We start from the raw sequence: 20,586 nt of genomic DNA, 5'->3' as shown, positions 1-20,586 counted from the left end.
AATTTAATGCATAGAATAACACAAAAAATACTGGAGGGGAGGAGGTATAATCATGGGTTTATATTTTGATCATAACAAGTTCCCTGAGCTTTATAAAAACACTGAGTCCATCCAGGAACCCAATCAACAATTTTCCCGAAATGATGCATTAGCTGATCTTTTAGAAGAACAGAAAAAAGAATTGGAAAGAATGTTCAACCATGTAATGAAAACAATGGATGAAAAAAATGTCAATTTACGTACTGATATTGAACATGATGAGCAGATGATGATGGATATGCTTAATCAAGTATTGACTCGACTTGATCGCCAGGAAGCATTAACAGAGAAAATACTGCGCCAAATAAACCATATTCGTTCAATACTGTTTGAAAGAACCAATTACTTGGCGACAAAAATTGAGGATGGTTATAAGGTCACCTCAACTTATGTGTACAAATTAATGACTGGCTCTGAACAGCCGCTTACATTCTTATTAAGAAATGATAAAAAGGAAGAGAGTAAATGAAGATTCAATAAAAAACCCATCATGTTCACATGATGGGTTTTCTTCTTAAAATTCGCCTTTGTTAAAAATATCTGTTAAAACAGGGACGATTTGCTTTTTACGGGAAACAACGCCCTTTAATACAGCTGTATTATCAGAAAGCGTTACATTATAAGCTTTTTCAACCGCACTTGCTTTGCTTCCGATCGCTAGTCCAACTGAATCGTTTGTTAGTATATCTGTAACAACAAACAAGAACAGATCTAAGTTCTTTTCAGCAACAATTTTTGAAATCGCTGCTTCTAATTCCTCTTTACGTGAAAGGACTTCGTCTGTATCAACTGCATTGACTTGTGCAATTTCTACTTTGCTAGAACCCATTTCGAATTCTTTTGCGTCAAGTGAAATAAGTTGTTCAGTGGTTTTGTCGCTTAAATCGGCACCGGCTTTTAACATTTCTAAACCATACGTATCGGCATCTACGCCAGCGATTTCAGCCAATTCACGTGCTGCAGCAACGTCTTGTTCTGTGCAGGTTGGTGATTTGAATAATAGAGAGTCAGAAATGATAGCAGAAAGCATAAGACCTGCAACTTCTTTGCTGATTTGTTTGCCGTTTTCTTTGTACATTTTGTTTAAAATGGTTGCGGTACATCCGACTGGTTCGCAGCGATAGTATAATGGGTCGCTTGTTTCAAAGTTAGCGATGCGGTGATGGTCAATTACTTCTAGTACACGAACATCGGTAATATCGTTAGCACTTTGCTGGCGTTCGTTGTGGTCAACAAGGATGACTGAATTTACTTCACTTGCAACCGTTTCTACTAAGCGAGGTGCTTCAGCGTTGAAATAGTTTAAAGCATATTGAGTTTCGCCATTAATTTCACCTAAGCGGACTGGTTCAACATCCTGTCCTAGTTGTTTCTTTAGGTCTGCATATGCTATTGCTGAGCAAATTGTGTCTGTGTCGGGATTTTTGTGCCCGAAAATCAAAACTTTTTCCATCTGAATTACTCCTTAACTAAATAAAATATACGGACAAGCCCCTTGGGGGATGACCCTAACGAAAATTATATAATATTCTGAAGGAAGATACAAAATAAATCTGACTGTTTTACTAAGATTAATGGAGTTTCTTCATTAGGCGGTCTTCATCGACCTTATGTAGACCTCTTTCATGGTTCACTCCTCCAGTTTTGGGCTTCATCGACCTTATGTAGACCATTTTCATGACTCTACCTCCACTTGTGGCCTTCATCGACCTTATGTAGACCATTTCCATGGCTCTCTCCTCCACTTTTGGCCTTCATCGACCTTATGTAGACCATTTCCATGACTCTACCTCCACTTTTGGCCTTCATCGACCTTATGTAGACCATTTCCATGACTCTCTCCTCCACTTTTGGTCTTCATCGACCTTATGTAGACCATTTCCATGACTCTCTCCTCCGCTTTTGGCCTTCATCGACCTTATGTAGACCATTCCCATGGATCTCCCCTCCAGTTTTGGCCTTCATCGACCTTATGTAGACCATTTCCATGGCTCTCTCCTCCACTTTTGGCCTTCATCGACCTTATGTAGACCATTTCCATGGCTCTCTCCTCCAGTTTTGGCCTTCATCGACCTTATGAAGACCATTCCCATGGATCTCCCCTCCAGTTTTGGCCTTCATCGACCTTATGTAGACCATTTCCATGACTCTCTCCTCCAGTTTTGGCCTTCATCGACCTTATGAAGACCATTCCCATGGATCTCCCCTCCAGTTTTGGCCTTCATCGACCTTATGTAGACCATTTCCATGACTCTCTCCTCCGCTTTTGGCCTTCATCGACCTTATGAAGACCATTTCCATGACTCTCTCCTCCGCTTTTGGCCTTCATCGACCTTATTAAGACCATTCCCATGGATCTCCCCTCCACTTGTGGCCTTCATCGACCTTATTAAGACCATTCCCATGGATCTCTCCTCCACTTTTGGCCTTCATCGACCTTATGTAGACCATTTCCATAGCTCACTCCTCCAGTTTTTGCCTTCATCGCTGTATAACAAAAATGCACACAGCATCAAAGTACGCCATGTGCATTCCACAAGATCAATCTACTTCACACCTATCGGGACCACTTTCTGTCCAATCGCGGCTATTAATTCTTTCGACATTGGGAAGCTCGCAGCGGCTGGATCCTTCATCACCGCGGGAATGGTTTGCTTTAGAGCCTCTTCAGAAATCTGGTAATCTTTAAAATCAGCCGGAAGACCAACCTTATGCTGCATCACCCTAATTTTCTCGACAACCTTAGCCAAGGACGCTTCTGCAGAATCCCCCTTCACATCCACTCGTAATGCCTCTGCGAGCTCAGCCACTTTTGGTAAATACAACTGTGGAATATACTCCATCACCACCGGTAAAAACACTGCGTTGGCCAATCCATGTGGAATTCTGAACAGTGCCCCGTAAGCATGTGCCAAATTATGGACCGGAATTGCATTCAAAGCGAAACTAAATGCGGTAATTCCCATTAAGCTTGCATGAAGTAAATTCATTCTTGCCTCAATATTCCCGCCATCTGCAACAGCAACAGGAAGATTTTTTTCAATTAAGCGAATCGCATGAAGTGCCTGTGCATCCGTTAAGGCCGTTGCAGTTGGTGAGACAAGCGCCTCAATGGCATGTGTTAATGCATCAAACCCGGTAAAGGCAGTAATAGCTGCTGGCAGCCCGACCGTTAAATCGGGATCCAAAATTGCCATGTCTGCATTAATAAATGGATGGATAATATTGGTCTTCATTTGAATGTCTTCATTAAAAATAACCGCAATCGGTGAAACCTCGGAACCTGTACCTGCCGTCGTCGGTATTGCAATATGTGGAATGGGAATGAAGCCGGCCTTCGGAAACGATTCATACAAAAGCCCTCCGGGAATCGCTTCCTTAATATCCGCTAACCCTTTATGCATCGCATATTTTACCCCTTTTACCGTATCCATTACGCTTCCACCGCCGACAGCTAATAACGCATCTGCGCCAACCTCTCTTGTATACTGCACAGCTTTATTGATACAGTGACTTTCTGCGTCTTGAGCAATATCAAGGAAGGTGCCAACAAGCTCCGGACCGCTTCCATGTCCGGTTAATTTAAAAATATCAGCAACTTTTTCAACCACGCCCGCTTTTTCTAATCCTCTATCGCTAAAAAGTACAACCCTTTTCGCACCTAGTCCGTTCAACAAGCCTGGTACAAGAGCCCGGGAATTGGACCCGCTGTAAATCCGTGTCCGGAGCATAAACTGTGATAAAGTCGTTTTCATTTCAAAAAGCCCCCTATTTATTATATTTTTTAAAATCTATAAAACTCCAAGCTCACTCTCCGTAAATCTATAAATCTCTTCTATTTTCTTGCCTTTTGCTCTAGCAAGGATTTCCATCCGGACCGACAGTTGTTTCATTGTAAAATTCATGATGTCTTCGGGATCTCCACCAAAAGAACTAACCTTCCTTCCTCCTATCCCTTCTTGATTTAACCGAATTGCGAGTGGAGTTAACTCAGCCATTTTATGAGCAACAAATTGAAAGAGATGTGGATGTTCACAAATTAACCGCTGCAAAAGGAAGGTACCGTAGCCTATATGTCTCGACTCATCCTTTTTTAAGTTTCCTACTCCTTCCAAAAGACCGGGCATAATTCCTGCCGTTTCAAGTGCATTATAAAAGGAAAAATATCCAGTTTCCGCCAGAACTCCTTCAACAAACATATTGTAGACAACAGAAGCTTCAGCAATTGACTCCGGAGATTGGTCATCGACCAAGCGTTCCATGGTGGTAGGTAGGATTTCATAAAAAATAGTTTTATAGGTTTCCGTGTGAAAATGCGAAAGATCCCCTTTCTCACCGATTGCATTCAACACCAGCCGGAAAAATTCTGTATGCTTTGCTTCCTCATATAAAAAGGTGGTTAAAAACATTTCTTCCTCAAGGCGGCCTTCTTTTGCAATCGCCATGATGAGCGGTAAAAGGTCAAGCGTTACCGCTTCCTCTCCTGCCTGAAACTGGGAGATGAGACGTAAAATATCCTCTTTTTGCTCACTATTCATGTTTTTCCAGTCTTTTTGGTCCTGAGTGAAATCTATATCTGCCGGATTCCAGGTCCCGAGCCTTTTTGCCTTTTGGTATAAGCGAAAAGGAAATGAATCCTCTAGTAATCCCCTGCTGCTCGTCGTTAACATTTTTCTACTCTCCATCAAACAAACTCCCTTCGTTTAGAAGATTTAAGGAATAAAATTTTCTATCGCTTCTTTTCGTAGTTGTGTTTTAAGAATTTTACCAACACCATTACGCGGCAATGACTTAAGAAAGATAATTTTTCGAGGAGTTTTATTTTTCGCTAAGTGTAGTTGGCAATGGCGGATTAATTCATATTCAGATACTCTTGAACCCTGCTTTTTTACTACACAGGCGACCATTTCCTCCCCCATCCGCTCGTCCGGCACACCTACAACTGCGGCTTCATAAACCTCAACATGAGCATTAAGAATTTCTTCCACATCTCTCGGATAGATATTAAAGCCACCACGGATAATTAAATCCTTTTTTCGGTCCACTATATATACGTATCCTTCATCATCGACCCGGGCCATATCACCGGTATAAAACCATTTATCTTTTAATACCTGCATCGTTTCCTCGGGATTCTGAAAATAACCTGGGGTAACATTATCGCCGCAGACAATCAATTCGCCTACCTCACCAATTGGGAGCTCTACTCCAAGGTCATCGACAATTTTAACTTCCACTCCTGGAATCGGTACCCCGACCGAACCTGGTTTAATGGGAACGCCCTTTCGATGAGCCGTTACCACAGGTGCAGCTTCCGATAACCCGTAACCTTCATAAACAGGTGCAGAGAATTTTTCAGCAAAGGCATTTAGCAATGCGACAGGTAGTGGAGCAGAACCCGAGCCAACCGATTCAAGACTAGATGTATCGTAGCTTCTTGCTTCGGGAAAGGACACCATGGCATGAATCATAGCCGGAACGGCTGAAAAGGTTTTTACTTTATATTGTTCAATCGCTTTAAAGACCTTTTTTACATCGAATTGAGAAAAGACAGCAACCGAACTGCCTGTTAAAAAACAGACATTGGAAACGGTCAGACCATACACATGAGCAAGCGGAAGTACACCTAGTGTTGTCCCGCGTTTAGTACCACTGTGTGTAGCTGAATTCAAGGCATTGGAGTATAAGTTTTTATGGGTTAGCAAAACGCCTTTTGGATTGCCTGTTGTTCCGGATGTATAGAGGATGACGGCTGTATCTTCTTCATTTGAGTTTTGTCCGAAATGATCTTGATTGAGATTGTCCATTACATCGTAGAAGTTTACTAGATTCGTATTTGAAGGCAGGTCTGTTGCTATAATGATGGGTTTTACAGGAAGATCTTTAAGTGCTTTTTCTACTTTTTCTAAAACAGATGATGAGGTAATCACAGCCTTGACACCGGAATTGTGGGCAATATATTGAATTTCTTTTGAATGAAGGGTAAACATGATGGGAACAATAATTGCTCCTGCACGCGAGATTCCTTGGTAGGCAAAAACAACTTCTGGGCAATTGGGCATAACGACAATCACCCGGTCCCCTTTTGCGATGCCTTTTTTCAATAATCCCGCGGCAAAGCTATCCGCAAAATTCTTTGTTTCTACATTGGTGTATTGCTTTTCATTAAAATACAAAAAAGGATATTCCCCGAACTGAGATATATTTGTTTCGAGCAGCTCCCTAAGCTCCACAACATCCATCCTTTCTTAAAAAAGTTGAAAAGAACAACACTGAACACAGAAGTGGAGTTTGCACACTTCTGTGTCAGTAATTATTTAAATGGTAGTATATTACGGATCCACGCTTTTCCCAGACTACTTGGTTTCTTTCCTCTAGCAAATCCAGGTGCCCTTGGATTTGTGATAGCCCTAAAAATACTGTTCTTTCTTGCAGCTGCGGGTACATTTTTAAACAGATCTCAAAAATGGTTTTATCTCCGTCTTGGAGATAGTTAATAATCTGCCTGCAGCGATTCTCTTGTTCTAGCAACCTTAGTTCAATTTTTGAAAGATGATCTTCAAAAGGTTCTCCATGACCGGGATAAATCATTTTTATTGGTAATTTACTGATTTTCTCTAATGAATTACGATATTGTAATAGCGGTTTCGGGCGCTTATCCCCACTGTTAATGGGGGGTTCGATAAAGGCATTAACGGAAAAAGCCTTTAATAAATGGTCTCCTATGATTGTATCGCCTGTATCATGATTCCAAAGCAAAATGTCGCACTGACTGTGCCCCGGAACAAATATAACTTCAAAATCCACTCCGCCTAATGGAACAATATCCCCTTCTCTAAGGTAAGAAACATTCCTCCAATTTTCCTCTTTATAGCTTCGCTGGATGATATTTTTTTTAGAGTCTGCCCCGCATTCTTCCATGAATGTACGGTAAAATCCCTCATTTTCTTGGAATTGTTTGATTCCCATATTAAATGGGCCCCGTGCATTTTCATGAACATAAATAGGAATATCAGCTTCTTTCAAAATAAGTGGAATCCCGCCGGCATGGTCCGTATGGATATGCGTTAAAACAATATGATCCAAATCGCTAAAAGTAATGCCCTCGTTCTCCACTAAAGATTTCAAACGTTGAAAAGAATTAACACCGGGATCCCCCGTATCAACTAAGGTGACAGACTTTCCAATAACCAAAAAGGAGTTAACCGTCCCCTCGGCAAAAAGGGTTTTAAGTTCAAGAGGGACAATTCTAACCAATCCGGCCCACTCCCTTCTTAAATAATTTTTTAATCAAAGAATTTAAGCAAGCCTGCTGCATTTAAATCTATATTTTGATGAAACAAATATTATGAAGAAATTTTTTCAAAAAATAAAATCCTTTATTGAACTTTCTTCTCTACTTTGTCGAGTTCTTCTTCCTGAAGCTTGCGCCATAAAATTTTTCCGCTGCTCGTCATCGGGAATTGCTTTCTAAATTCTACTTCACGCGGATATTTATAAGCAGCCATATAAATCTTGGACCATTCAATAATTTCTTCCTCACTTATTTTCCCTTCATAATTTTCGTTTAAAATCACAAATGCTTTGACGGTTTCCCCTCTCCTTGAATCTGGTACACCGACGACACATGCCTGCTGGATAGCCGGGTGTTTATAGAGGAAGGATTCTACTTCTGTCGGCCAAACTTTATATCCGGATGCGTTAATCATCCTTTTCACCCGGTCTACGATAAAAAAATAGCCTTCTTCATCATAGCGGCCAATATCACCCGTTCTGAAAAACGTTTTACCCTCCATTTCCAAAAAAGAGCCTCTGTTTTCCTCGTCACGGTTATAATAACTAACCATTACCTGGGGACCATTAACAACAATTTCTCCTACTTCTCCCACACCCAGCTCTTTTCCGGTACCTGGTTCGATAATCCTTGCATCAACGTCAAAGGATGGGATTCCTAGACATTGCATTTTTGGGCGGTCTGCTGGGTTAAAATGGGTTTGTGCAATCGTCTCAGATAAACCATAGCCTTCGACAAACCTCAACCCGGTAAGGTTAAACAATTTTTCGCCAACCGCCTCCGGCAATGCGGCCCCGCCTCCGGAAATGGAAGTTAAATTAGCAAGATCCTCTGCCTTTAATTTCGGATTCGCCAGGAAATCCACAATCATCGTCGCAATTGCTACCCAATGGGTGCAAGCCTTCGTTTTGATTAACTCTACTGCCGCCTCACGATTCCATCTTGTCATAATCACCATCGTTCCGCCTGCAAAAATCGGCATATGCATGCTGTGAACCATTCCTGTTACATGGAAAAGTGGCAAAGTTGTTAAATGGACAGAATTCGTTGTCGTACGGGACCAATAATATGCTCCGATCGTGTTTGCATTCACCGTACAATTGGTATGCATACATCCTTTCGGCAGACCGGTTGTTCCAGAAGTATAGGGAAGAACTGCTAGATCATCACCTTTGGCCGTATGTTCAAGAGGAATGAGCTTGGATTCAATCGCTTCCCTCCAAAGGAAATGGTTTGGAAGATTAAAAACCACTCTTGGTGTCTCTACCTCTTTTGGAAGGATACCGGCAAACTCATCTGAAGCGTAATCGGAGTAAGCAGCAATAACCAGATTATTAAGGGTTGTTTGTCCATGTAAGGGACGGACCTGCTCGTATAATTCCTGCCCAATTAATGCCGTATTGATTTCACAATCACGTATATAGAAGTCCAATTCATCCACTGTTAACATTGGATTAATGGGGACGACCACAGCGTTTGCCCTTAAAATTGCATAGTATCCAATAACAAATTGCGGTGAGTTCTGCATAAAAAGCATTACTTTTTCACCTGCAGCGACACCAAGTTTGTGTTGCAAGTACCCAGCAAGGCTATTGACTTCCTCGTTTAGTTGTTGATAGGTGAGATTCTTGCCATAATAATAGATTGCTTCTTGATCTGGATAGCGTTCAGCACTAACCTTGAGGTTGTGATAAAGTGAAGTGGATGGAAGTTTCAAAGATTTTGGGATTTGAGGCCAATAATTGTAATGAAGGGTTAGCATTGATCAACTCTCCTCAACGAATAGAATAAATGTATGTAAACGCTGTCATTTTTGCATAAAAAATAAGGTCGCCAATTATAGGAAACTTAGTGTTCAATTGGCGATACCTTTTCCAAATTTAATTATTTAATATAGTCGATACACGACTTCCCCTTTTAACACTCCTTTATGATCCTGGTTCACTGCTTCTACTTTAAAACGAAGAGTTAGGTCCTGTTTCTCTAGTAATCTTGCTTTAAGAGTGACGACATCGTTTAAAAAGACCATTCCTTTAAAACGGATGGAATAATCTTGAATAAATCCTTCTTCAAAATAGGACGTAAACAGCTTTGCGAGGTTCCCCATTGTCCACATCCCATGCGCAATAATCCCCGGCAGCCCGGCTTTAATTGCTTCTTCATCAATCGTGTGGATGGGGTTATAATCACCAGATGCTCCTGCATATTTGATTAAGTCGAGCCTAGATACGGGCTCAAGTTGAACCTCTTTCAACGATTCTCCAACCTGTAACTGTGACAATGTATTCATGGTGCTAACACCTTCCTCACTGCTTCAGAAATGACAATTGTCGAGGTAGAGCTAAAAATGGTATTTCCGGAAACATCCTCCCCAAAGCTTTCAAGGACAAGAAAACCCATCTTCCCAAAGCCGCCATTTTTCTCCACATAGCTTTTTATGATGGAATAGCAGAAAATTTCTTCCCCTACCATCAATGGGCGAACATAGTGAAAGGTTTGTTCCCCATGAATCAAGCCCTTGACAGGAAGATGAAAGCCATCAATTTCCCCATAATCGAAAACCCTTGGAAACGTGGGCGGTGCAATATTGCTTTTATATCTTGATTGTTTTCCAATCTCTTCATTAAAATAAATCGGCTGCAAGTCGCCAATTGCTTCAGCAAATTTCTTGACGGCCCCTCTTTCAACGACATTTTTTATTTTTGTTGATTGCTTGCCAATTTGATCTTTAAACAATTCCAGCCCACCTCACATGATTAGCATTTCGGTCCGCCTGCAACATAAATAACCTGCCCGTTGATAAACGATGACTTTTCATCAGCAAAGAAAGCAACTGCATTTGCGATATCAGCTGGCTTCCCGCTTCTGCCAACAGGAATTTGAGAAACGCTAGCTTCAACCAAAGTCTCGAATGGAATGCCGATTCTTTCTGCAGTTGCCATGGTCATTTCCGTTTCAATAAAACCTGGTGCTACCGAATTTGCGGTAATTCCATACTTGCCAAGTTCAATTGCTAATGTCTTGGTGAACCCCTGTAAGCCTGCTTTCGCTGCTGCATAATTGGCTTGGCCGCGGTTTCCAAGCGCAGAAGTAGAGGAAATGTTTATAATCCGGCCATAGTTCTTTTCCACCATGTATTTTTGCACGGCACGAGTTGCATTAAAAGAGCCCTTTAAGTGAACATCCATCACCATCTGCCAATCAGAATCCGTCATTTTAAACAACATGTTATCACGGATCACACCCGCGTTGTTGACAAGGATATCGACTGAACCAAATGTTTCAAATACCTCTTTAATAGCTGTTTCCACTTGCTCAGCTTCGACCACATTTGCAACCTTCGAATAGACCTCATAGCCTTTTTCTCTTAATGCACTTGTTGTTTCATGTAATGCTTCTTCATTTAAATCAATAAAGGCAACCTTTGCTCCTTCTTCTGCAAAAAGCTCAACAATACCTTTTCCAATACCACGGCTTCCGCCTGTGACAAATGCTACTTTACCGTCAAATCTTCCAGTCATTATTTATTCCTCCCAATAAAACCTATCTACTTCTCTAGTAATCATACTATGAATAGGAGAACGCTTACAATTCTTACCTATCAAATAGATTGGCCTATTTTCACATGCCCCTTGATCAGGTTTCGAGCAATAATCATTCGCTGAATTTCATCTGTACCATCATAAATTCTCCAAAGCCTGGCTTCCCTGTACCAGCGTTCAATTGGCAATTCCTTTGTATAGCCCATGCCACCATGAATTTGTAAAACTCGATCTACAACGCGGTTACCCATATTGGAACCATATAATTTTGCTATTGAAGCTAAGTGACGGTTATCTTCCCCTGCATCAAGGGTGAACGCGGCATTTAACACTAACCATCTGGCTGCTTCAATTTCAACCGCAGAGTCTGCAATTTGCCACTGAATCGCCTGTCTTTCGGCAATTGGCTTGCCAAAAGTGATCCGCTCTTTTGAATAATCGATGGCCATCTGCAATAGGCGCTCTGCTGCTCCAACTGCTCTTGCCCCCACAATCCATCTGGCAAACCCAATCCATTCAAGCCCTATATTGTACCCTTTATGAAGCTCACCAAGGATATTTTTTTCCGGTACACGGACATTTTCAAAAACTAACCCGGCTGGTCCCCATTCTCCCATTGTATGTATATATTCAGATTTCCAACCCATTTCTCTATCGACAATAAAACAGGTAACCCCTTCTCGGCCCTGTGTTTTTTGATGGAGCTCTTTATTGGTAATCGCAATCGCCATGACAAAATCCGCTTCGTTTCCGCCGGTGATAAAGGTCTTTTCGCCATTTAGCACCCATTCATTGCCGTCTTTCACAGCAGTCATTTTAATATTTCTAGTATCAGATCCAGCACCTGGCTCGGTCATCGCAAAACAGGATTTCTTGTCACCATTAATCGTGGGAATTAAATAGTTCTTCTTTTGTTCTTCATTTCCATAATAAAGGATATTATCAGCTGAACCGCCAAATTGGAATGGCACAAAGGTTTTAGAAACTTCCATTAACACTATAGCCATCATCATTTGGCCAAGGTTGGCACCGCCATATTCCTCTGGAGTATTGATGCCCCAAAAGCCTGCTTCCTTCGCCTTTAATTGCAGTTCCTTTAGCTTACCAGGCGGTAGGCTTGGGCTTCCCTCTCTTTCGTTTCTCAGCACATCATTTTCAAGTGGAATTAACTCTTTTTCTACGAATCTTCTAATTGTCTTTTGCACCATTTTTTGTTCATCGGTAAGTCGCAAATGCATACCATTCACTCCATTCTAATTCTTAGAATCTCCCCTATATTCCACAAATAATATGCAATTCATTCCGAAAACATACCTACTGGTTAGTATGTTAACTATATTTTATTCTGAACTTTCAGATAACACAAGTCTTATTGCGCAAAGTTTATTAAAAAATCCTTTGGCTATTTTCTATGCCAAAGGATTAATGGGTTATGACTATGAATTACTTTTTTACTAAATGCCTTTTCACGAATAGTTGAAATTGCGATGGAGCTTGCCAGCCAGGCAAGGATACCGGAGGCAATACTTAAACCCCAATTATTTGTACCTTCTAATACAAGGAGGACCGTAGTTACACAGACAATTCCTCCCATCATTCCATAAACTGAACCCTTCGCAATATTCGTTGCTTTCCTCGTTCCAGCAGCGATACCGACCATAATGACGGCCGTCAGCATCACACCGGGAAATGTAGCAAAGATACCAGCTAGAATTTTCCACGGAGAAATAATTGTAATCAGATAGCTTAATGAAACAGCCAACCCGCCTAATAAAAATCGAAAAAATAAGTCCTGTTTATTCACAGTAATCACCTATTTCTATTATGATATAATCACAACTACTACCATTGAGACAACAAACCAGCAAGCCATTGAATGAATAATGCCTCGCTTCCAGCCGACCTTTGGAAGCAGATATCCAGCAAGGATCGCAACCAGGATATTAATAGCCATTCCCCAAAATGCTCCCTTAGAAATAAGGATAGAATGTGCCACTAGCTCACCGCCGCGAAAATCAAGCGCAATAGTCAAAAGTGCAGCAAGATAGACAGCTGGGAAGCGGCAAAAATCCCTCCGGCTTTTTCCCCTAGTTTCTTAGCTACAAGTGTACAAGCAAGAACAGCAGAACCTCCTAATATGAATCGAATCAACAGGGCACTTAATGAAAGATGCATGATTTATTCGCCTCTTTCTGATGTTTAATAGTTTGTGCATTTATTCACGAATTTCTTTACATTGATAGTTTACCTCATTTTCTTTCCAACTCCTGTGAACTTTTTATTACGGTTTTCGAAGCGTTTACATATTAAATTCTTGTCTTTTTATGCATTTCTAGATAAATTATGCATGGTTAAATAAAATTACAAAATTAATTTATTTATTAATTCCTAACAAAACATGTATAAATAAACTTTTTTACAATTGAATTCTTTTTATTAAATTTGGTACGAAAATTGCAACTATTTAAAATAGTTAATTATTACTTTGACAAAGATTGGGGGTATGATTGAAATATGGCTTTCAAAGGATACTTTAAATTTTAAAGCATCCTATTGTTTAGGCTGAAATGAAATCGTTTACATGTTTTTTAAAAAGTAAAGTGTTTTATAAGGAGAGTTGATAGTATTGGAGAATGTAAGCCTTAAACGATCACTTGGACTCTGGGCAATTGTTGGCCTCGGGTTAGGGTATATGACACCTACGATTGTATTTGATACTTTTGGAATTGTGTCGCAAGAGACCAATGGAGTTGTACCTCTTGCCTATCTAACAGCACTGGTAGTCATGCTCTTTACAGCGATTAGTTACGGAAAGATGGTAAAGGTTTTTCCGAGTGCAGGTTCAGCCTATACGTATACAAAAGAAACCATGAGTCCCCACCTTGGATTTTTAGTCGGCTGGGCAGCATTGCTGGATTATATCCTTCTTCCAATGGTTAATGCACTTATCATACGTATTTATATGGTTTCCGTATTTCCGAACGTTCCTGCGTGGATTTGGGTTGTTGTGTATGTTGCTATCGTTACGGCTATTAACGTATGGAGTATGGGGAAAACTTCAAGCTTGAATTCCATACTAGTTGTGTTTGAAGTTGTATTAATTGGGGCCTTTATTGTCCTCGCGTTTATTAAGCTTTCACAAGGTATGGGTCAAGGAACCATTTTCACAGCAGAACCACTTTTCCATTCCAATATCCACCTTGGACATATTTTAACAGGTGCAACAGTTGTTTGTTTTTCATTCATTGGTTTTGATGCAGTCACCATGTATGCGGAAGAAGCCAAAGATCAGAAAACACTGCCGCGGGCGATTATGCTGACCGTGTTTATCGGCGGAGCGATCTTTTTCGTCTGTGGATATTTTGCACAAGCGTTATTCCCAGACGTATCGAACTTCAAAGTAACAGATGATACCCTTCCTGAAATTGGCTTATATGTCGGGGGGACATTATTTAAACTTATTTTCCTTGCAGGTGCTTTTGCCGCAACCGTTGCATCGGGACTTGCTTCACATGCAAGTGTGTCCCGTCTTCTATATGTTATGGGACGAAATGGTGTCTTACCTAAAAAGCTTTTTGGCTACGTACACCCGAAATTCAGGACTCCTGCCTTTAATGTCATTCTTGTTGGTGTTGTTTCACTGCTTGCGATTGCTCCAAGTCTAGAGTTGATTTCTTCATTTATAAATTTTGGGGCGTTAATTGCCTTTACCTTTGTCAATTTATCTGTAATCGCCCATTTCGTATTCCGCCAAAAGAGATATAAAACAGGAAAAGATATTTTCGCCTACATTGTCATGCCGCTTTTAGGAGCTGGATTAACGGGAATTTTATGGTATAACCTGCAGGCTGATGCTCTAATCGGAGGAATTGTCTGGGTAGTCATAGGGTTTATTTATCTTTTATTCCAAACAAAATTCTTTAAAGTTAAAATTACTGATTTTGATTTCGATGAAGCAGAACGTACCACAACTCTATAAATAGTTAGAGAGGGACAGGTTTAATACGGTCCCTCTCTGATTGTCGAGAAAGGGTATTTTTCTCGACATTTTTTTGTCTGACTCCAAACTACCGCTTTTTCATTAAATATTAGCACCTGCTACCTGCCCTGTTGATTTCCGCTCCGGGTGCTTCGCTTTCCGCGGGCGTGCCGGGGAGCCTCCTCGTCGCTTTGCTCCTGCGGGGTCTCCCCTGCCCCGTACTCCCGCAGGAGTCTTCGCACCCTCCGCTCCAATCAACAGGGAGAAATGACCTAATAAATTGCAACACACATTTTCTAACCTGGTTAAATTTGTGTGACAATCTTTTTATAATTTAGGCAGGCTGCAGTTATGTGAGCCTGTTCACTTACATTCGATCAGACAGCCCTTTATAAATAGGGTTTGTATGAAAACCTAAATCTAGGGCTAAAGCTTCTATTTCCAAGGGTAACATATACATCCGTAATAATATTAAACTTCCTGTCTAAAGTCCGGTGTTCAAGGTAACGAAACATTTCCTGCTTAATATCAGGGGACATAAATCATATTCAGGGTCTGTTTTACTAACCCTAACTTCTTTAGTTTTTTAACTTCCTCCCTTTCCTTTAACGGTTATTATCAGACTTGATTCTATCATCTTCTATGCTTATTTAATTCCTCAAAATATTCGCAAGTCACTATTTCCACTTCTTCTTTTACAAACATATGTTATTGGCGTTGCCTTTAAATGAGTAGAGTCCGTAAATTGAACTCGCCCCCCACCATTTGTGATTCATTGCTAAGAGAACTATTCATCAAAACTATCCAGAAAAATATCAATTTCTGTAAAACTATATCTACGATTCTAACTAATCTCGAAAGGTGTGGAATCTAAAAGAAATGAAACATCTTTATTTTTTTCAATTAAATGTAGAAGGTGACCGTCCAAAACTAGATATCAATGGACATAAATTCATTTTCACTTTAGCTAGATTCTTTTAACTAAAACATTAATTTCACCGCTTACTTTTTTAATAGTTTAAAGGAAAGTCTTTATTGAATAACAAAAAGTTGATTGGAGCGGAAGGCGCGAAGACTCCTGCGGGAGTACGGGGCAGGGGAGACCCCGCAGGAGCGAAGCGACGAGGAGGCTCCCCGGCACGCCCGCGGAAAGCGAAGCGCCTGGAGCGGAAATCAACGGGCCTGTTGAAAAGCATAAATATTAATAATGTTATAACAATTAATGCGGTGAATTATTGAAGGAGTAAAGGAAATAAAACATAAATCGAAAGTTTTTCGACAACTTGAGAGGGACAGGTTTGATGTCCTCTTTTTTTCATGTCAGGATTATGCAAGAATGCGTAAATTATGCAAAACTTCATAAAGAATAACAGGTATACCTAATCTGGCTAGATGGAGAAAAGTCGAATTTTGGAGAAAGTTCCTGGCCTTTTCACTCCAAATTTGCATGATTTTATGGTTGGCACGAAAATTGCAAATATTTTAAACAGTTACATTTTATATTAATATAGAAGGAGGATTAATAGATTGGTTGATTAACGAAGGCTTTTAAACTTTAAAAGCTTTTGAAGGATAATTTTAAAATGAAACGGCTTTCATTTTGAAAAAATTTCACATAGGCTAGATGTGCATAAAGGGGAGTTGTTTAAATTGGAGAATGTTACACTAAAGCGTTCACTTGGATTATGGGCAATCGTTGGGCTTGGCTTAGGTTATATGACCCCTACGATTGCATTTGATACCTTTGGCATTGTTTCTAAAGGAACAAATGGGGTTGTTCCGCTTGCCTACCTTACAGCTTTATTGGTGATGCTGTTCACCGCTATTAGTTATGGGAAAATGGTACAGGTATTTCCTAGTGCGGGTTCGGCCTATACCTATACAAAGGAGACAATGAATCCATACTTAGGATTTCTTGTCGGCTGGGCTGCACTGCTAGACTATATCCTCCTTCCAATGGTGAATGCTCTAATTATCCGAATTTACATGGTATCCATCTTCCCAAGTGTCCCAGCATGGGTATGGGTTCTCATTTGGGTGGCGATTTGTACAGGATTAAATGTTTGGAGTATGGGAAAGACCTCAAATTTGAATTCCATTTTGGTTGCTTTTTCACTAATTTTAATTGTGGTTTTTATCATTCTGGCTTTTGTAAAGTTTTCTCAAGGAATGGGGCAAGGAACCATTTTAACAACAGAACCGCTTTTCCATGCGAATATCCATTTTGGTGCCGTTTTGACGGGGGCTACGGTCGTTTGTTTCTCCTTTATTGGATTTGATGCCGTTACCATGTACGCTGAGGAAGCAGTTGATAAAAAAATCATGCCAAAAGCGATTATGCTAACGGTTTTCATTGGTGGAGCTATCTTTTTCGTTACAGGGTATTTCGCTCAAGCCTTATTCCCAAATGTTTCGAATTTCAAAAATACCGACGATACCTTACCTGAAATTGCATTATATGTTGGCGGCACTCTTTTTAAACTATTCCTTCTTGCAGGTGCCTTTGCGGCAACGGCAGCCTCCGGACTTGCTTCCCATGCGAGTGTTTCGAGACTTTTATATGTGATGGGGCGTAATGGGGCCCTGCCGAGAAAACTATTTGGTTATGTGCATCCTAAATTCCGGACGCCTGCGTTTAACGTCGTTTTCGTTGGTGCGGTTTCCATGCTCGCCATCTCTCCAAGCTTGGAGTTAGTTTCTTCGGTTATTAATTTTGGAGCGTTAATTGCGTTTACATTTGTTAACTTATCGGTCATAGCCCATTTTGTCTTTAAGGAAAAGAGATATAAAACGGCAAAGGATCTTTTCACTTATTTAATCATGCCGTTAATCGGTGCTGGCTTAACAGGGATTTTATGGTCAAACCTTCATGCAGATGCACTTATTGGAGGAATCGGTTGGACACTGATTGGGGTACTTTATTTACTCTATCAAACCAAAATTCGTAAAAACGATATTGCCGTTTTAGATTTTGAAGAAGCAGGATGATGTGGGAAGGCAGACCTATATAGTCCATCTCCTATATGAGAATACTAAGCCGCTTGGATTAACCAATTCCAAGCGGCTTTTAGTTTTATAGGCATTTTAAATAACATTTTTGATTGGAGCGGAAGGCGCGAAGACTCCTGTGGGAGTACGGTACAGGGGGACCCCGCAGGAGCGAAGCGACGAGGAGGCTCCCCGAAGCGCCCACGGAAAGCGAAGCGCCTAGAGCGGAAATCAACTACCATGTTCACATTGCCATTTCTATAAATCTTTTACCTTTTTGTAAACATTTTTAACTGTTTCGATACCTATGATTTTCTAAAATTGATTATGATTACCTTGTGGAAAAAAATAATCGAAAGTAGGGATTTTCATGGTAAATGCTTCATTGAAGAAAGGTTCATTTTTGACAGCTTTAGTAACGGCGTTGCTCCTCATGTTCTCTTCCTTCTTTAGCCCGATTGCTGAGGCATCACAGACGAAAGGACAAAAAGTTGTATCCTATGCCCAAAAATATGAAGGAAGTCCTTTCAAATATGGCGGCACCACTCCAAAAGGATTTGATGCTTCAGGTTACACTCAGTTTGTTTATAAAAATGCTATAAATACTAAGATTCCAAGAACAAGTGCCGATCAATATAAAGTTGGTAAAAGCGTTACATTGAGCCAATTACAGCCTGGTGACCTCGTATTCTATAAAACAAATGGAAAAACGGTTTCCTTTGTTGCTATTTATATCGGTAATCAAAAATTCATTGGTGCTACCTCTAATGGTGTAAAGGTTCAGTCGATGAAGCTATCTTATTGGAAAGATAAATATGTTGGCGCTAAGAGAATCATCAAATAACCCGCTTCTGATTAAGTTGATGAAAAAGTTGCAAAAAAAGTGGAAGGATTTTTTCTACTACGTCGTAATAGTATTTCTATGCATTCTTGGTGTAAATTCCCTCTTTTATTTCATCGTTCGTTTATTCATTCGTGATTTTTAAAAAGGCTTGGGGATTTCCCCAGCCTTTTTAAACTTCATTAAAAAGTCCCAGGATCAGAGAATATTCTCCATCCGATCTCTGTTTTTTGGAATCCGATATGGACCACTTCGTAGGAGTAACTATTTCCTAGTGGAACCTTTATATCAAACTCTTTTTCTTCCCCATTATCTTTTTTCTGCACTACTTTTGCTAAATCATAATTTAACATTGATCCCCCGTCGGCATTTGGCTGGACAAGCTTCCTATCGTGCTCTAAAATTTTTGCTTTTTTCATAAAGGTATCGATTGCATCCAATGTATATGAAGAGGATAAATAATTAAACAACTTTGCTTTCGTGTCTAAATCAGCCCCTAGATAACGGTACTCTGAATCACTTAGATTGATGGGTTCGATTATTCCATCTTTCATTTCTCCGCCGCTCATTACATACTGATATTTCACCGCTGCATCCTTTGCGATCTGAATGACATTTACATTTTCAAGGCTGTAATATTCCTGGTACTCGGGTCCGATTTTTACACTTGAAATGATTTGTTCCCTGTTGGAAATAGCTGTTTGAACGAGCTTATTCCCAGCATCGCTCAATTCTTTTCCTCTCCTTATAAAATAAAGATGGTTTTTCGTTTCTCCAATTTTCACTAATTCAGTGTCCTTGATTCCTCCTGACATATCCTTTGTAAAAATCTCGAAGGTAAATAAACTTTTTTGCAGCCTTTGATCAGGAGAAAATAGGACTGAAACGATATCGCTGTTATTTTCGCCGTGTCCGCCTTTCGTTGTAATGTATGGAGCAAGATTACTTGGAACACGAAAGGACAGATTCGGATCATGATATTCAAACAAAACCGAAGAGTCTTTATTTTTTTCCAGCTTTTCAACAATTTGATCCTTTAATTTCAAAAAAGAGCTATAAGACGGAACAACAGTATGAAGCTTCATTCCCTTTTCCAGTGCCTTTAAAGCCAGCTCCGGGTGATTCGCCTTTAAATGGGCATCAGCTAAATAATACCAATAATAAGCGGCATCCGGAACCTCTGCTGTTCGATGTTCATAATAATCAATCACCTTATGAAAATAGCTGGATTCATGTTCTTTATCCACTTCAAAGCTGTTCCCATTCCATTTTAATAGCTGTACCTTATAAACATCCGCAAGATCACGCTGCCAAATGACAAGTCTAGTCAATGAATCATTTTTAAACTGAAGGGCTTCCAATTCGTGATAGTTTAACCTCTGTATCTTCTTAAGTTGTTGCTTATTCCAGGAATAGATTTCCAATACATTCCCCGAAGAAACTCCATCCTGCCAACCAATTAATAGGTCCTTTTGTTGATCTTCCGTTACATCAGCAGAATTGGCCCAGTTAACCGCATAGCCGGTTCCTTTTTTAATAAAAACTTTTGCCCAATCCTTATTTTCTTTTTTTAATACAAAAAAGCCAACCTGGTCTTTGGTGTTGGTTGAACAATAAAAAACAACAATTTCGTTTTTCCCATCCCCATCTAAATCAACGGGCTGCACCGAGTCAGCCCCTACAGGACCATTCGGCACTGAAAAAGTAGTCCCCTTTGGCAGATACTTTGCAGCGATTGCCACCACATTAGCATCATGCTCCGTTTTAAATGCTTTCACGTACTTCGGAACCTGTATAAGACTTTCAGGTTCGGGAAAAAGATTGCAGCCGCTAAGCATAATCATACCGATTGCCGGAACAACCCATTTTCTCATTTGGCTTCCGAACATAACCTTCTCCTCTT

General features: G+C 40.3%; 19 protein-coding genes and 2 pseudogenes. 4 read left to right on the top strand and 17 right to left on the bottom strand.

From position 1 onward, the window contains the following. Positions 1–52: 52 nt before the first annotated feature. Complete coding sequence (locus RCG21_RS13955) at positions 53–508, top strand: hypothetical protein (protein ID WP_133333467.1); 456 nt, start codon at positions 53–55, stop codon at positions 506–508. Between the two features lie 45 nt (positions 509–553). Here RCG21_RS13955 and RCG21_RS13950 read toward each other — a convergent pair whose 3' ends face one another. The 15 genes and pseudogenes from RCG21_RS13950 to RCG21_RS13880 form a co-directional block, all read right to left on the bottom strand. Next, on the bottom strand, positions 554–1,492 hold the full coding sequence (locus RCG21_RS13950) for a manganese-dependent inorganic pyrophosphatase (RefSeq protein ID WP_133333468.1): 939 nt from the start codon (positions 1,490–1,492) through the stop codon (positions 554–556). A 361-nt stretch (positions 1,493–1,853) separates the two neighbouring features. Continuing rightward, complete coding sequence (locus RCG21_RS13945; RefSeq protein WP_268884035.1) at positions 1,854–1,976, bottom strand: hypothetical protein; 123 nt, start codon at positions 1,974–1,976, stop codon at positions 1,854–1,856. An 85-nt stretch (positions 1,977–2,061) separates the two neighbouring features. Continuing rightward, positions 2,062–2,184: a hypothetical protein gene (locus RCG21_RS13940; RefSeq protein ID WP_308913284.1), complete on the bottom strand. Its 123-nt coding sequence runs from the start codon at positions 2,182–2,184 to the stop codon at positions 2,062–2,064. Positions 2,185–2,269: 85 nt separating this feature from the next. Then, a complete protein-coding gene (locus tag RCG21_RS13935; RefSeq protein ID WP_308913283.1) occupies positions 2,270–2,392 on the bottom strand; it encodes a hypothetical protein in 123 nt (40 codons plus the stop codon). Positions 2,393–2,585: 193 nt separating this feature from the next. Continuing rightward, positions 2,586–3,794: an iron-containing alcohol dehydrogenase gene (locus tag RCG21_RS13930; RefSeq protein WP_133333469.1), complete on the bottom strand. Its 1,209-nt coding sequence runs from the start codon at positions 3,792–3,794 to the stop codon at positions 2,586–2,588. Positions 3,795–3,830: 36 nt separating this feature from the next. Continuing rightward, complete coding sequence (locus RCG21_RS13925) at positions 3,831–4,724, bottom strand: R2-like ligand-binding oxidase (protein ID WP_133333470.1); 894 nt, start codon at positions 4,722–4,724, stop codon at positions 3,831–3,833. 27 nt (positions 4,725–4,751) lie between these two features. After that, positions 4,752–6,272, bottom strand: a complete 1,521-nt coding sequence (locus RCG21_RS13920) for a long-chain-fatty-acid--CoA ligase (protein WP_133333471.1) — start codon at positions 6,270–6,272, stop codon at positions 4,752–4,754. Positions 6,273–6,345: 73 nt separating this feature from the next. Beyond that, the gene (locus RCG21_RS13915; protein WP_133333472.1) at positions 6,346–7,296 is read right to left on the bottom strand and encodes an MBL fold metallo-hydrolase; all 951 of its coding nucleotides are present in this window, start codon (positions 7,294–7,296) and stop codon (positions 6,346–6,348) included. 122 nt (positions 7,297–7,418) lie between these two features. Beyond that, the gene (locus RCG21_RS13910; RefSeq protein ID WP_133333473.1) at positions 7,419–9,095 is read right to left on the bottom strand and encodes a long-chain fatty acid--CoA ligase; all 1,677 of its coding nucleotides are present in this window, start codon (positions 9,093–9,095) and stop codon (positions 7,419–7,421) included. 126 nt (positions 9,096–9,221) lie between these two features. Further along, the gene (locus tag RCG21_RS13905) at positions 9,222–9,623 is read right to left on the bottom strand and encodes a MaoC/PaaZ C-terminal domain-containing protein (RefSeq protein WP_133333474.1); all 402 of its coding nucleotides are present in this window, start codon (positions 9,621–9,623) and stop codon (positions 9,222–9,224) included. After that, positions 9,620–10,069: a MaoC family dehydratase N-terminal domain-containing protein gene (locus tag RCG21_RS13900; RefSeq protein WP_133333475.1), complete on the bottom strand. Its 450-nt coding sequence runs from the start codon at positions 10,067–10,069 to the stop codon at positions 9,620–9,622. The genes RCG21_RS13905 and RCG21_RS13900 overlap by 4 nt, the downstream gene beginning before the upstream one ends. 20 nt (positions 10,070–10,089) lie before the next feature. Next, positions 10,090–10,854: a 3-oxoacyl-ACP reductase FabG gene (gene fabG, locus RCG21_RS13895; RefSeq protein ID WP_133333476.1), complete on the bottom strand. Its 765-nt coding sequence runs from the start codon at positions 10,852–10,854 to the stop codon at positions 10,090–10,092. An 80-nt stretch (positions 10,855–10,934) separates the two neighbouring features. After that, positions 10,935–12,113 carry an acyl-CoA dehydrogenase family protein gene (locus tag RCG21_RS13890; protein ID WP_133333477.1) on the bottom strand — a complete coding sequence of 393 codons (1,179 nt, stop codon included), beginning with the start codon at positions 12,111–12,113 and terminating at the stop codon, positions 10,935–10,937. Positions 12,114–12,277: 164 nt separating this feature from the next. Beyond that, complete coding sequence (locus RCG21_RS13885; RefSeq protein ID WP_133333478.1) at positions 12,278–12,679, bottom strand: DUF3147 family protein; 402 nt, start codon at positions 12,677–12,679, stop codon at positions 12,278–12,280. Between the two features lie 18 nt (positions 12,680–12,697). Then, a pseudogene (locus RCG21_RS13880) lies at positions 12,698–13,050 on the bottom strand (DUF3147 family protein). Between the two features lie 451 nt (positions 13,051–13,501). Here RCG21_RS13880 and RCG21_RS13875 point away from each other — a divergent pair. Further along, the gene (locus tag RCG21_RS13875; protein WP_133333479.1) at positions 13,502–14,854 is read left to right on the top strand and encodes an APC family permease; all 1,353 of its coding nucleotides are present in this window, start codon (positions 13,502–13,504) and stop codon (positions 14,852–14,854) included. A gap of 373 nt (positions 14,855–15,227) precedes the next feature. On the opposite strand, the pseudogene RCG21_RS33520 reads toward RCG21_RS13875, so the two are convergent. Beyond that, positions 15,228–15,698: pseudogene (locus RCG21_RS33520) on the bottom strand (transposase); the annotation flags it as partial. Positions 15,699–16,504: 806 nt separating this feature from the next. On the opposite strand from RCG21_RS33520, the gene RCG21_RS13870 reads away from it, so the two are divergent. Both RCG21_RS13870 and RCG21_RS13865 read left to right on the top strand, forming a co-directional pair. Then, positions 16,505–17,842 (top strand): APC family permease, encoded by a 1,338-nt coding sequence (locus RCG21_RS13870; protein WP_133333482.1) that lies wholly within the window; start codon positions 16,505–16,507, stop codon positions 17,840–17,842. 370 nt (positions 17,843–18,212) lie between these two features. Further along, positions 18,213–18,686 carry a C40 family peptidase gene (locus RCG21_RS13865; RefSeq protein ID WP_133333483.1) on the top strand — a complete coding sequence of 158 codons (474 nt, stop codon included), beginning with the start codon at positions 18,213–18,215 and terminating at the stop codon, positions 18,684–18,686. 179 nt (positions 18,687–18,865) lie between these two features. On the opposite strand, the gene RCG21_RS13860 is transcribed toward RCG21_RS13865, so the two are convergent. Next, positions 18,866–20,572: a DL-endopeptidase inhibitor IseA family protein gene (locus RCG21_RS13860; protein ID WP_133333484.1), complete on the bottom strand. Its 1,707-nt coding sequence runs from the start codon at positions 20,570–20,572 to the stop codon at positions 18,866–18,868. Between the last annotated feature and the right edge of the window lie 14 nt (positions 20,573–20,586).

Origin of the sequence: Bacillus salipaludis, from assembly GCF_030938565.1 — a bacterium.
GTDB classification, from domain to species: domain Bacteria; phylum Bacillota; class Bacilli; order Bacillales; family Cytobacillaceae; genus Neobacillus; species Neobacillus salipaludis_A.
The sequence above is the reverse complement of the archived record's forward strand: the minus strand, read 5'-3'. Positions and strand labels throughout refer to the sequence as shown.